7 protein-coding genes are annotated in these 13,598 nt (G+C 76.0%); all 7 read right to left on the bottom strand.

Annotation, left to right across the window (positions count from 1 at the left end; all coding sequences use genetic code 11):
* Nucleotides 1–33: 33 nt before the first annotated feature.
* Nucleotides 34–1,998, bottom strand: a complete 1,965-nt coding sequence (locus ACSNN9_RS09895) for an amino acid adenylation domain-containing protein (RefSeq protein WP_436672718.1) — start codon at nucleotides 1,996–1,998, stop codon at nucleotides 34–36.
* A 106-nt stretch (nucleotides 1,999–2,104) separates the two neighbouring features.
* Complete coding sequence (locus ACSNN9_RS09890; RefSeq protein ID WP_436672716.1) at nucleotides 2,105–2,893, bottom strand: thioesterase II family protein; 789 nt, start codon at nucleotides 2,891–2,893, stop codon at nucleotides 2,105–2,107.
* Entirely contained in the window at nucleotides 2,890–3,138 is a 249-nt protein-coding gene (locus tag ACSNN9_RS09885) for an acyl carrier protein (protein WP_436672714.1), read from the bottom strand. Before ACSNN9_RS09885 ends, ACSNN9_RS09890 begins: the two co-directional genes overlap by 4 nt.
* A gap of 71 nt (nucleotides 3,139–3,209) precedes the next feature.
* Entirely contained in the window at nucleotides 3,210–4,505 is a 1,296-nt protein-coding gene (locus ACSNN9_RS09880; protein ID WP_436672712.1) for an MFS transporter, read from the bottom strand.
* Nucleotides 4,492–5,751 carry an ATP-grasp domain-containing protein gene (locus ACSNN9_RS09875; protein WP_436672711.1) on the bottom strand — a complete coding sequence of 420 codons (1,260 nt, stop codon included), beginning with the start codon at nucleotides 5,749–5,751 and terminating at the stop codon, nucleotides 4,492–4,494. The genes ACSNN9_RS09880 and ACSNN9_RS09875 overlap by 14 nt, the downstream gene beginning before the upstream one ends.
* Before the next feature lie 9 nt (nucleotides 5,752–5,760).
* Entirely contained in the window at nucleotides 5,761–12,987 is a 7,227-nt protein-coding gene (locus ACSNN9_RS09870) for an amino acid adenylation domain-containing protein (RefSeq protein ID WP_436672710.1), read from the bottom strand.
* On the bottom strand, nucleotides 12,984–13,598 hold a 615-nt coding region (locus tag ACSNN9_RS09865; protein ID WP_436672709.1), incomplete at its 5' end, for a condensation domain-containing protein. The genes ACSNN9_RS09865 and ACSNN9_RS09870, both read right to left, overlap by 4 nt.

The following is a 13,598-nucleotide window of genomic DNA, read 5'->3' as shown; positions in this document are numbered from 1 at the left end:
GCCGCGACCGTGCGCGGCCCGGGTCTGGGCAGTCTATCGTCCGGGTGATCCGGGACTGACGGGATATTCCCCCCTGGCCAGGCGCCGGCGGTCCGTCTTGCCGTGCGCGGTCAGCGGCATCGCCGCCACCTGCACGAAGCGCGCGGGGATCATGTGCTCGGGCAGCGTGGCCCGCAGCGCCGCGCGCAGTTGGCGGGCGGTGAGTTCCTCGTCGGCCGTGAGGTACGCCGTCAGCGACCGGGCTCCCCCGGCGCCGGTCTCGACCAGCACGGCCACCGACAGCACCCCGGGCAGCCGGCCGAGGTGCTGCTCGACCTCCCCCGGCTCGACCCGGAAGCCGCGGATCTTCACCTGGTCGTCGATCCGGCCGAGGAAGTCCAGGTTCCCGTCGGGCAGCCAGCGCGCCCGGTCCCCCGTCCGGTAGAGACGGTCGCCGGCGCCGAAGCGGTCCGGCACGAAGGCGCGCGCGGTCTGCTCCGGTCGGCGCAGGTAGCCCAGGCTCACCCCGTCCCCGCCGACGAGCAGTTCCCCGGGTACGCCCACCGGCTGCAGGTGACCGTCGAGGTCCACGACGTAGGCGGTGGAGTTGGGGACGGGCGACCCGATGGGCACCCGGGCCGGGTGGGCGCGGTCGACGGGGTACACCGTGGAGAAGGTGGTGTTCTCGGTCGGGCCGTAGCCGTTGACCAGCCGCAGCCCGGGGCAGGCGGCGAGGACCAGGTCGGCGTGGCGGGCCGACAGGGCGTCGCCGCCCACGACCAGCTCGACCAGCGGGCGGAAGACGGTGGCGTCCTGCTCGGCGAGTTGATGGAACAGGGCGGTGCTGATGAAGGCAGTGGTGACCTCCCGGTCCCGCAGCGCGGCGCCGAGCGCGACCGGGTCGAGGACCACGTGGTTCGGCACCAGCACCAGGGCGCCGCCGTTGAGCAGGGCGCCCCAGGTCTCGAAGGTCGTGGCGTCGAACCCGGCCGCGCTGGCCTGCAGCATCCGGGTCGCGGGGGTGAGGGCGACGTAGCGCACGTCGCGCACCAGCCGCACCACGCCCCGGTGGGTGATCAGCGCCCCCTTGGGCACGCCCGTCGTGCCCGAGGTGTACATCACGTAGGCGACGTCCGTGGCCGCGCCCGGCGCGGGCTGCGCGGCGGTCCCCGCTGCCCCGGTCACGTCGATCAGCGTCAGCCCGTCGGGCAGGTCCGTCGCCGGCTCTCCCGCCGTGAGCAGCACCCGCGCGCCGCTGTCCCGGATCAGCAGGTCCCGGCGGGCCGGCGGGTAGGACGGGTCGATCGGCACGTACGCCGCCCCGGCCATCAGCACCCCGAGGATCGCGGCGATCGGCCCGGACGACTTGCCCGCCGACACCGCCACGAGGTCTCCCGGCCCGACGCCCGCCGCCACGAGCCGACCGGCCACCCGGCGGGCGTGGTGGTCCAGCTCCGCGTAGGTCAGGGTGCCCTCCGGGGCCACCACCGCGGGCGAGTCGGGCCGGAGCCGGGCCTGCTCGGCGAAGAGGCCGTGCACGGTGGCGTCGCAGGGATAGGCCCGGGCGGTGTCGTTGAACCGCCCGCGGATCAGCTCCCGTTCGTCCTCGCCGAGCACGTCCAGCTCGCGCAGGCGCAGGTCGGGCCGCTCCAGCACGGCCCGCGCGGCCCGCAGCACGTGCCCGCACGCCCGGGTCGCGAACTCCTCCGTGCCCTCGTCGGCCGTCACCCGGACCACGGTGTCCCCACCCCGCCCGGTCACGGTCAGGTGCAGCCCGCAGCCGGGGGCGTTCGCGGTCAGCTCGCCACCCCGGGCCCCCGCCCAGGCGGACAGGGCCGCCAGGGTGTCGTCGCCGGTGACCGTCAGCGCGGCCGGCTCCCCCGCCACGATCAGGTCGCGGGCGCCTCCGACGTACTTGCGCGCGACGAAGGCGAAGCCGGCGAGCACGGCGGCGGCTCCGACGGCGGCCGGCCGGTTCAGCACGGCGTCGGCCGAGCGTGCGGTGGCAGCGGGGCTCACGGGGTCCTCTCTCGGTGCCGGTGGAGGTGCCCGCCGGGGCCGGTGGTGGTCCCGGCGGCGGGTGGGCCGGCCGAAGGCGCAGGCGGCGCCGGCCTGCCCGGTTGGGCTACGCCGTCGCCCGCAGCTCGGCGGCGAGGATGTCGGCGAAGCCGTCGTCGCGCCAGGGGAAGAAGTGCCCGCCGGGGAACACGGAGACCCGCACCGGCGGCACCACGAGGCTCTGCCAGGCTCGTAGCCCCGCCAGAGCGGCGCCGAAGTCCGCGTTGCCCCCGAACACCGAGACCGGCACGTCCAGCAGCGGCCCGGGGGTGTGCTCGTAGCGGTCGAACAGGGCGACGTCGGCCCGGTAGGCGCGGACCAGCATCGCGACCAGCTCCTGGTCCAGCCGGGCGGCGAACGGGGTGCCGTCCATGGCGAAGACGTGGTCGATCAGCTCGACGTCGTCCAACTCGGCCAGGCGCGTGTGCCGCACGAGCACGTGCGGGGCCACGGAGCCCGAGACGACGAGCCGGCGCGGGCGCGGGCCGTCGCGCCGGACCAGCTCGCGGGTCAGCTCGTAGCCGACCAGCGCGCCGAGGCTGTGGCCGAACAGGTGGAACGGGCGCCCCGCCGACCACGCCCCGATCTCGTCGGCGAGGTCCGTGACGAGCGCGGCCAGGTCGTCGTAGGGCGGCTGGGCGACGCGGCTGAGCCGCCCGGGCAGCTCGACGGCTTCGACGGCGATGTCGTGATTGGCCAGTGTCCGCACCCAGGGCTGGTAGGCCAGGCCGTTGCCGCCCGCGTACGGCAGGCAGACCAGCCGCTCGCCCAGCGCCGGGCCGTGGGCGCCGCCGAGCCGGCCGATACCCACCGACCGGCGCTCGCCCGCGCGCCGTGCCGTCGCGGGGGTGCTCACCCCGCCGACCCGGCGAGGTGCCGCCGCACGTGCTCGGCGTAGCCGCGCACGGTCGGATTGCTGAACACGTCCAGCAGGGACAGGCCGGGGACGTCGAGGCGCTCCCGCACGCGGTGGAACACCATCGCCAACTTCATCGAGTCGCCTCCCACGTCGAAGAACGGGTCGTCGTGGGTGAAGTCGTCGGTGCCGAGCGTCTCCCGCCAGGCCTGCGCGACGACGGCTTCGATGTCGGACAGCTGCATTGGTCACCTTTCACCGCGCACCTCTGCGCGCTCGTCGAGATTCCGGTGATTGTCCTGGACGCGGTCGCCGGCTAGGCGGACGCCCTGACGAGCGCGGCGGAGTCCGCCGGCTCGGCGGTCGGGCCGGAGCGCATCCGGCGTACCGCGGGGACCGACAGGGCGCACCCGACGCTGAGCGCCATGACGGCGGCCGCGGCGTACGCGGCGGCGTCGACGTCGGCGACGGCCACGGCCGGGCCCATCGCGGCCATGCCCAGCGGCACGAAGACGAACGAGGCCAGCTGGTCGTAGGAGGTGACCCGCGACAGCGCGTGCTCGGGCACGTTGCGCTGGACGGTGGAGTCCCACAGGACGCCGAAGACCTCCACCCCGATCGCCCCGACGAAGGCGGCGACCGTGACGATCCCGCACAGCAGCCAGCCGGACAGTCCCGAACCCGACGCGGCGAAGCCCAGGCCCGCGATGAACGGCACCTCGGCCAGCATCAGCAGCATCCCGACCAGCAGCGGCCGGTCCGTTCGCAGCCGGGCCGAGACCAGCCCGCCGACCAGGTAGCCCACGTTGTGCCCGCCGATGATGATCGACCAGCTCAGCGCGCCACCGAGGTGGTCCTGGGCGACGAGCGGCCCGAGCACGGCCAGCGCCCCCATGTAGGCGGCGTTGTAGCAGCAGGCCTGCGTCACCGCCACCCACAGCCAGCGCCGGCCGGCGAACTCCCGCCAGCCCGCGCGCAGTTCGCCGAGGAAGCTCGCCGCGCCACGCAGCCGGCCGCTGATACCCCGGATGCGGCTCATCAGCAACGCGCTCAGCAGGAAGGTGGCCGCGTTCGCCGCGAGGGCCCACCCGGCGCCGATCGTGGCGACCACGACACCGCCCACCATGATGCCGGTCAGCGAGCTGACGTTGTACGACATCCGCAGCACCGCGTTGGCCGGCTGGAGCTGCTCGGCGGGGACGACCTGTGGGATCAGGCCGTACATCGCCGGCAGCACGAACGCGGCGGCGGCGCCGTTGACCGCCGCCGTGGCCAGCAGCACGCCGAAGGTGGCCTGCCCGGCGATCAGCGACGTCGCCGCCACGGCCAGGCTGGCGAACGCCACCAGGTCCGCCCCGATGATCACCCGGCGGCGTTCCAGCCGGTCGGCCACCACCCCGGCGACCAGCGACATGAGAACCTGGGTGAGCTGGCGGGCGGCGAGCAGCAGGCCGAGCTGCGTCGCGCTGCCGGTCAGTTCCAGGACGGCGAAGGCGGTGGCGACCGGCGACAACGCGTTGCCGGCGACCGCCATCGCCCGGGCGCCGAGCAGCCAGCGGAAGTTGGCCGTCCGGAACAGGCCCGGCGGAGCGGCGGCGTCAGGCCCCGGCATCGGCCACCACGATCCGCTCCGCCAGCACCTGCATTTCCTCGATCAGTTCGAGGATCCGCCGCTCGGTGTCGGCCGCCAGGACGAGCATCAGGCACCAGGCCGACGGGTGACCGAAACTGATCCGTTCCCCGACCGTGCGGCCGTAGTGGACGTCGACGATGTGCGGGTGGGCCAGCAGCTCGTCGCGTCCCGGCATCCCGACGATGCGCCCGGCCCGGCTCGGCGTGAGGTTGAGCCACGCCACGTACGCGTGCTCGGGGTCCCGCCAGGGCAGGCCGTCGCGGTCGCCGCCGAGCAGTTCGTGCGCCCAGGCCCGCCGCACGTCCACGCCGAAGCGCGCGCCGACCATCTCGGGGATGTTCGCTCCGCCGACCCGGGTGGCGACCTCGGAGAAGTACAGCTCGTCGGTCTCCGGGTCGTGGAAGAGCTCCAGGTGCGTGGCGCCGTCGCGGATGCCGAGCACGGTGTTGACCCGGTCGTGCAGCTCCCGGACCCGGGCGTAGAAGGCGGCGTGCTCGTCCTCGGGCAGCAGGACGGCGCCGTTGAGCCGCTCGCCCTCCTCCAGGGTCAGTCGCGGGCAGAAGTACCGGCTGACCGCGAAGACCCAGTCCCGGCCGTCGCGCCAGACGGCGTCGACGTGGTACTCGTCGCCGCGCAGGCACCGCTCGGCGATGAGCTGGCGGGCCTTGCCGGCCGTGCTGCTCCGCGCCGCCACGGCGGCGGCGAGCTGCTCGGCGGTGTGCACGCGGCTGGTCGCGATCGTGGCGACGCCGTTGCTGGGCTTGAGGATCAGCGGCAACCCGACCCGCTCGACCACCTCGGCGAGTTGCGCCTCGGTGGCCTGGTCGCGGATGGTGGCGAACTCGGCGGTGGCCACCCCGGCCGCGCGGGCGCGCGTCTTCATCCGCCGCTTGTCGCGCGAGTTCGCCGCGGCCGCGCAGCCGTCGGGGTCGAGCCCCAGTCGCATGCCCAGGTAGCCGGCGCCGTACTTGGCGAGCTCGCTGGTGGTCGCGACCCGGTCGATCTTGACGCCGCCCAGCTCCAGGTCGGCCACGAGGGCCTCCAACTCCTCGATGGAGTCCAGCGAGCCGACCTGGTGGCGGTCCTCGACGGCGGCGGCGATGTCGTCGGGGACGCGGACCCAGCTCACATCCGCCTCGTCGAGCAGCAGCACGATCCGGGCGCCGGCCCCGGCGAGCGCGCGCAGGGCCGTCTCGTCCCACTTGCAGAACAGCACACGCAGCATGACTTCTCCTCAGACGGACGCGGCCGGTACGCCGGCGTGGGGGATGGGATCGCCGAGAGCCACGAGCACGGCCCGGTCGCCCCGGTAGGCCCGCCGGCCGTGCGCCATGCGCCGGTTGTCGACCACGATCGCGTCGCCGACGCGCCAGTCGAGGGCGTACTCGATCTCCCGGCTGCGCTCGACGAGCCGCCGGACCGTCTCGTCGGCGATCGGCTCGCCGTCGCCGTAGGTGCAGCCGCGCGGCAGCGGCCCGGCGAGCGTGGCGCGCAGGTTCGCGCGTACGTCGTCCGGCAGGCAGAACTCGTGCCAGTGCAGGATCTGCGCGATCCAGTACGCGACCCCGTCCTCGGTCCGCAGGGCCGGCCGGGTCGCCCGGGTGCAGAGCACGCCGTCGGTCCACGACACCTCCTCGCCGCGTTCGGCGCAGCGGCGCTCGACCTCGGCCGGGTCGTCGGTGCGGAAGACGGTCTGCCACGGCAGCCCGAGCCCGGGGTAGAAGCGGCGCACGTAGGTCACCCCGGCCGCCTCGAAGCGGGCCCGCTCCTGCGGGGTGAACGCCGACAGGACCCGGGCGCCGTCGACGAACGTGGTCTGCCCACCCGCCTGCGGCACCCGGGCGCAGGCGAAGGAGATGAGCCCGGGCCACGTCCGGTTGAAGCTGTCCTCGTTGTGCCAGAACAGCTCCAGCTCGCTCGGGTACTCCACCGGCGTGACCACCCGGCCCTCGACCAGTTGCCGGGGGTGTTCGGTCGTCGCGTACGCCTCGGCGAACACCGCCCCGGTGGCCGCGGCGAGGGCCGGGGCCGAGGAGACGTCGAAACCGCGCAGCAGGACCGCGCCGTGCCGGCGCAGCCCCTCCCGCCAGGTCTGCTCGTGGGCCCGCAGCCAGTCGGCGGCGGCGCTGCCGGGCTCGTCCGCCCGCACGAGCAGGACGCTCGTGCCGTCGGCGGCCCCGTCGGTGCCGACGGCGGCCGGCGCGGGGCTCAGGTCGACCATGCCGATGCCGACGTCGTCGAAATCCGGCCAGGCGTCCAGCGGCGCCTCGGTGTCTTCCGGGTCCATCTCCTCGTATTCCTTCGAACGGTCGCCTCCCGCGGCGAGGCCGCGGATGTCGGCGACGACCTCATCCAGCAGCGCGGCCGCGGTCGGCCCGTCGCAGCCGTCGGACCGGTGGTGCAGCTCGACGACGGTGGAGTCGGCACCCTGCCAGACCCACAGCGACAGCGGGTCGTGCCGCGACAGGTGCGCGGCGTCGAGCACCTCGACGACCACGCCCGGGGCGGGCTCGACCCGGCGCGCCGGCAGGTCCTGCTGCACCACCTTGACGTCGAAGGGCCGTTCGGCCGGGCGGCCACGCCGGCGCAGCTCGGCGAGCAGCGCGTCGTAGGGCGCGCGACCGTGCTCGACGGCGCCGAGCAGGGCGTCGCCCACCCGGGTGACCGCGCCGGCCACGCCGTCGACGCCGGTCAGGTCCACCGCCACCGGCACCTGGTTGGCGAAGTAGCCGACGTGCGTCTCCGTGCCGGGGGCGTCCCGGTTCGCCACGTCGAGACCCAGCACGAGCCGGTCGGTCCCGGTCCGCCGGGTCAGGGCCCGCGCGAACGCGGCGACGCCGACCGCGAACGGTGTCGTGCCCGCACGGCGGGCGGCCTCGTGGGCGGCGCCGCCCAGCTCGCGTACGCAGCGGCCGTCGGTCGGAGCCTGCGGGCCGGGCAGCGGCAGGGGCAGGGCGTCCGTGCCGGCCAGGGCGTCGGCGACGTACGCCACGTCGGCCCGGGTCGCCTGGTCGCTCTCCCGCGGGGCGAGCCGGGCGACGACGGCGTCGAGGCCGTCGGGCGCGGGCAGCGGCCCGCGCAGGGCGGCGGCGAAGTCCGCCAGCAGCACCCGTCCCGACCAGCCGTCGAACGCGATGTGGTGCACCACCAGCGCCACCAGCACGCCGTGGCCGGGCACGTCGACGAGCGCCGCGCGCACCGGCGGGCGGTCGGCGAGCTCCCAGGGCTGCGCCAGCAGCTCGGACAGGGCCGCCCGGGCCGCCGCCTCGCCGCCCGCGGGGTCGCTCGCGCCGCGCGTCACCACGTCCACCGGCCCCGCGTACGGCACGCGGGTGACCGTGCCGTCCACCAGGCGGTAGACCGAGTGCAGCATCGGGTGGCGGTCGACGACGCGCCGCACCGCGGTCCGTACCGTCCCGGCGTCACCGCCGCGCACGGCGAGCAGGACGGGCATGTTCAGCTCGGCGGAGCCGGTGAGCCGCTGCACCGTCCACAGCCGACGCTGCCCGCGCAGGACCGTGCCGGGGGGCACGTCGGCGGGCCCCGGCCCGGCGGCGCCGACCGCCGGGCGTGCGGCGGCCAGCCAGGCGGCCAGCTCCGCCACCGTACGGTGGGTGAACACGTCCCGCACGCCCACCTCGACGCCCGTGGCCTCCCGCAGCCGGCCGGCCGCCTGCACGGCGCGCAACGAGTGGCCGCCGCTGAGGAAGAAGTCGTCGCGCAGGTCGATCTCGTCGACGCCGAGCACCTGCTGGAACACCTCGGCGACCAGCCGCTCGGCGGGGGTGCCCGGCCGTTCCCGGACGGCCCCGCGCACGGCCGCCAGCGGCACCCGGGCCAGCGCCGCCCGGTCGAGCTTGCCGTTGGTGTTCACCGGCAGGGCCGGCAGGACGGCGTACCGGGTCGGGATCATGTACTGCGGCAGGCGCCGCGCGCACCAGCGGTTGAGGGCGACCAGGTCCGGGCCGCCGTCGCCGTCGGCGACCACGTACGCCGCCAGCTCGACGTCGTCGCCGTCCCCGCCGCCGGGGACCACCCCGGCGGCGGCTTCCCGGATGCCCTCGGCCGAGGCGAGGACGCTCTCGATCTCGCCCAGCTCGACCCGGTAACCGCGCAGCTTGGTGTAGCTGCCGGTCCGGCCGGTGTAGACGAGCCCGACGTCGGCGCGGTCACGGACGAGATCGCCGGTGCGGTACATCCGGGCCCCCGGCTCGTCGCCGAACGGGTCGGGCACGAACCGCTCGGCAGTCAGGCGCGGCTGGCCGGCGTACCCGTCGGCCACGGCCGGACCGGCGAGGAAGAGTTCACCGACCGCGCCTGGCACCGCCGGGCGGCCCTCCTCGTCGAGCACGTGCGTGCGGTAGCGGGGCAACGCCCCGCCGATCGGCGCGTCGCCGCCACGGTAGGGCTCCCCGAAGTCGTGGCAGGTCGCCCAGAACGTGGCCTCGGTCGGCCCGTAGTAGTTCCAGACGTGCACGCCGGCCCGGTCGAAGCGGTCCACGTCGGCCGGAGTCATGCTGTCACCGCCGGTGATGGCGCGGAAGCCGGCCGGCGGCCGCCAGCCCTCGCGCAGCAGCAGCCGCCACCGCTGCGGGGTGGTCTGCATGACGCTGGCCCGGTGCCGGGCGAGGAACCGGGCCAGCGCCGCGGCGTCGGTCTCGTGCTCCTCGCCGGCCAGGGCGAGGGTGGCGCCGCGCAGGAGCGCGCAGAAGATGTCGGCGACGGCGATGTCCCAGCCGAACGGGCTGATGCCGCACAGCACGTCCCCGACGGCCAGGCCGACCGGGGCGGCGACCCCGTGCGCGCCGGCCACGGCGGCACGGTGCGAGACCACGACCCCCTTGGGCCGCCCCGACGAGCCGGACGTGAAGCTCACGTACGCCGGGGCGGTGGGCGGCGGGTCGGCCCACGCCACGCCGCCGGGCGACACGAGCGACGCGGAGGACATCCGGGCGACGGTGAGCGCCGCGGCGGTGGCGTCGGTGCCGTGGTCGGTGACGAGCAGCGTCAGCCCGGCGTCGTCGACCATGTCCTGCAACCTCGACGGCGGCGAGCCCGCGTCGAGGTGGGCGAACGCCGCCCCGGCCCGCAGCACGCCCAGCGACGCGACGACGGCCGCGGCGCTGCGCCCGTGCAGGACGCCGACCCGGTCCCCCGCCTGGACGCCCGCCGACGCGAGCGCGCCGGCCGCCGACTCCGCCGCCGCCCACAGCTCGGCGTAGCTCAGCGTCGTGACGCCGTCGGTGAGCGCGACCTGGTCGGGGTAGCGGTCCGCCATCTGCCGCAGGCCGGCGACCACGCTGTCCGGCAGCGCCGGGTAGGGGCGGGCCGGGGCGCAGGCGGGGTGCCGGCCGGCCGGCTCGGCGGCCGGTCCGCCGCCGGTCAGCTCGACCGCGGCGGCGACGACGGCGTCGGCGAGTCGCCGTACGCCCGCCTCCTCGTAGCGGTCCGACTGGTAGCGCAGGACGAGGACGGTGCGGCCGTCCCGCTCGGCGGCGACGACCGTCAGCGGGACGGAGTCCAGCGGGCGTGGCAGGTGCACGGAGCGCCAGCGGGCGTCGCCGGCCCGTACCTCGACGCCGTCGCAGGTCTCGAACAGGGCGAGCTCGGGCCACGGGGTGCCCTGCGCGCTGTTGAACACGAAGATCGTCTCGAAGGAGGGGGCGACGGTGGTGACCGGGTGCTCCGGTGCCGCACGCAGCCGCTCGGCGACCTGCCGGACGGTGTCGACGTGGTCGGCGTGCCGCTCGACCTCGACCGGCACGTGCCGCATCGCCATGCCGACCGTCCCGCTGAACCGGCGGTCGGGTCGCCCGCTCTCCGGTACGCCGACGGTCACCCGGTCCCGGCCGGAGATCCGGTGCAGCGCGACGGCGTACGCCGTCAGGAGGACCGCGAACGGGGTGACCCGCTCGGCGGCGGCCGTGGCGCGCACGGCGCGCGTGGTCGCGGCCGGCAGCTCGACGCGGACCTCGCGGGACGCGGCGGTGGGCCGCTCGACGGCCCGGCGGAAGGGCAGCGGGACCTCGTGCCGCTCGGCCGGACCGGCGGCGGGGACCGGCCGGCGGTGCAGCAGCTCGTAGAAGGACGTGGACTCCGCCGCCGCGCCGGTGAGCAACTCGCCGGCGACGACGCCCAGCGCCTGGAAGTCCAGCACGAGGTGCGGGGCGACGAGCAGCACCACGACCCGGTCCGGCCCGCGCCGCACGAGGTGGGCCCGCAGCAGCGGCGGCCCGTCCAGGTCGACGGGTTCGAGGCAGCGGGCGGTGAGCCAGTCCCGCAGCTCCGCCCGGGACCACGCCGTGCCGTCGACCACCGGCACGGTCACCTCCCCCGCCCCGGCCGGGTACGCCGCGACCCGGTCGCCGTCGACGCGGAAGCTCATCCGGAAGGCGTCGTGCCGGGCGACGGTGGCCCGGATCCGGCGGGTCAGCTCGTCGGCGGTGACGCCGTGCGCCTCGCAGGCGATCCAGACGTTGGTGGCGCCCGGGTGCAGCGTCTCGGCCAGCCACATCGCGGCGGGCGTGCCGGTCAGTTCGACGGACGGCGGAAGCGGGCCGGGGCCGCCGGGGTGGGCCGGCGGCGCGTCGTCGCGCCGGGCGGCCACCACGGTCTCGGCGAGCTCGCTGAGGCTGCGGGTGCGCCAGAGCGCGGCGGGGACGAGGCGGCCGCCGGTCGCGTCGTCGAGTTCGGCGAAGATCCGGGTGAGGAAGAGGGAGTCCAGGCCGAGGGCGGTCACCGCCGGGTCGGCCCCGGACGGCACCGGGAAGCCCGCGTCCGCGAGCCGTCGGCGCAGGTACGCGGCGACGCCTTCGGCGTCCGTGGCGTCGCACCGGCCGTCGCCGCGCTCGTCGAGGACGTCGACGAGGTGGCACTCGCCGGCAAGGTAGCGCTCGCGGGCCAGCGCCCGCTGGATCTTGCCGCTGGAGGTGCGGGGCAGGGTGCCCGTCCGGGCGAGCGCCACCACCGCCGGCCGCACGTCGCACTCGGCGAGGACCGCGTCGCGCATCGCGCGCAGCAGTTGCGGCGCCGCCCCGTCCGGCACGGCGCACTCCAGGAGCACCGCCGGCCCGTCGCCGAGTTCGAAGGCGGCGGCCATCCCCGGGGCGAGGTGGTCGGCCGCCCGGCGTGCCGCGGCCTCCACGTCCTGCGGGTAGACGTTGCGGCCCCGGACGATGATCAGGTCCTTGAGCCGGCCGGTCGGGACGAGGCCGCCGTCGCGGGTGAGGAACCCGAGGTCACCGGTGCGCAGGTAGGTGGCGTCGCCGAGCCGGGCGGCGAACCGGCTCGCGGTGGCCTCGGGCGACTGCCAGTAGCCGGCGGTGACGGCGGGGCCACGGACCCAGACCTCGCCGACCCCGCCGGCCGCCACCTCGGCGTGCGTGTGCGGGTCGACGATGCGCACCTCGGCGCCGGGGACCGGCGGGCCGCAGTCGACCGCGGGAGCGGACCCGGCCGGGTCGACGGGTGCGGCCGTGGTCACCCCGGTGCCCGCCCGGGCGCAGCTCACCATCAGCGTCGCCTCGGCCAGGCCGTAGCAGGGCCGCAGCGCCGAGCGGTCGAAGCCGAAGCGGGCGGCGGCGGCGGCGAACCGGTCCATCGTGGGCGCGTGGACGGGCTCGGCGCCGACGAACGCCGTCGACCAGCGCGACAGGTCGAGGTCCCCGTGGTACCTCTCCAGCGCCCGGGCGGCCAGTTCGAACGCGGCGTTGGGCCCGCCGCTGATGGTGGCGCCGGCGCCCGACACGGCGCGCATCCAGGCCAGCGGGTCGCGGGAGAACGTCACCGGGTCCATCAGGTCCATCGGGAAGCCGACGTGCAGCGGGACGAGGATGCCGCCGATCAGACCCATGTCGTGGTACGGCGGCAGCCAGCTGACCCCGCGGGCCCGCCGGTCCAGGCCGAACACCTCGCTCATCTGCGCGAGGTTGGCCAGCAGCGCGCCGTGGGTGACGACGACTCCCTTGGGGTCGCTGGTGGAGCCGGAGGTGTACTGGAGGAAGGCGACGCCCGCGGGGCCGGGACCGCCCGCCGGCTCGGCAGGGGACGCCCCGGTGTGCTCGTCGGGGTCCGTCCACTCCAGCCCGGCGTGGGCGAGCAGCCGGCGGGGGCGGGCCCCGCCCACCGCGAACCGGGTCCGCGCGTCGGCGATGACGGCCCGCAGCCGGTGCGCCCGCTGGCTGTTGGTCGGCGCCGGCGCCGGCACGGCGACCGCGCCGGCGAGGACGCAACCGAGGAACCACTCGACGTAGCGCCGGCCGGGCGCGGCGACGATGAGCACCCGCTCCCCGGCGGCGCCCCGGTCGCGCAGCACGGTGGCCGCCCGGCAGGCGGCGTCGACCAGGTCCGGGTACGACACGGGTGCGACGTCGGTGCCGGTGTTGTCCACGAGGCCGAACGCCGTGCCGGCGTCGTCGCGCCGCGCGGCGAGCAGCTCGACCAGGTCGCGGTGCGCGGTCACCGGACGGACACCTCGGCCGCCGCGTCACGCCCCGACGCCACCGGGCGGTCGAGGTCGTGCGACATCTCCGTGAGCGCCGCGGTGAAACCGTCCCAGAGCAGGCGGACCTCGTCGTCGGTCAGCCAGTCCTCGGCGTACTCGACGCCGGCCACGAGGGCGTCGTCCTCGTGCCAGAGCGTGATGGTCAGCGGGAACTTGGCGTGCGGCTTGTCGACCTCCCACCGCTCGACGGTCACGCCGGGCAGCTGCGGCAGCGTGCCGAGGGACTCGTCGAGTTGCAGGAGCACCCGGACGATCTGCTGCGGCGCGCCGGCCGGCCGGTCCAGAGCGCGGACGACCTGCTCGTAGGGCAGGTCCTGGTGGGCGTACGCGCCCAGCGTCGTCTCCCGCACCCGCGCCAGCAACTCCCGGAACGTCGGATCACCCGACACGTCCGTCCGCAGCACCAACGTGTTCACGAAGAAACCGATCAGGTTCTCGACCTCGGCCCGCGACCGCCCGGAGGCCGCCGTGCCGATGGCGATGTCGTCCTGGCCCGTCACCCGATGCAACGCCGCCGTGAACCCCGCCACCAACACCATGAACAACGTCGCACCCTCACGACCCGCCAA

Origin of the sequence: Micromonospora sp. URMC 107 (assembly GCF_051386315.1) — a bacterium.
Lineage (GTDB): Bacteria > Actinomycetota > Actinomycetes > Mycobacteriales > Micromonosporaceae > Micromonospora.
This window is presented reverse-complemented; position numbering and strand designations above follow the sequence as displayed.

Excerpts from the sequence above, each read along its gene's own strand:
- ACSNN9_RS09885 (WP_436672714.1), bottom strand. The coding sequence starts at position 3,138 with ATGCAGCTGTCCGACATCGAAGCCGTCGTCGCGCAGGCCTGGCGGGAG.
- ACSNN9_RS09880 (WP_436672712.1), bottom strand. The coding sequence starts at position 4,505 with ATGCCGGGGCCTGACGCCGCCGCTCCGCCGGGCCTGTTCCGGACGGCC.
- ACSNN9_RS09875 (WP_436672711.1), bottom strand. The coding sequence starts at position 5,751 with ATGCTGCGTGTGCTGTTCTGCAAGTGGGACGAGACGGCCCTGCGCGCG.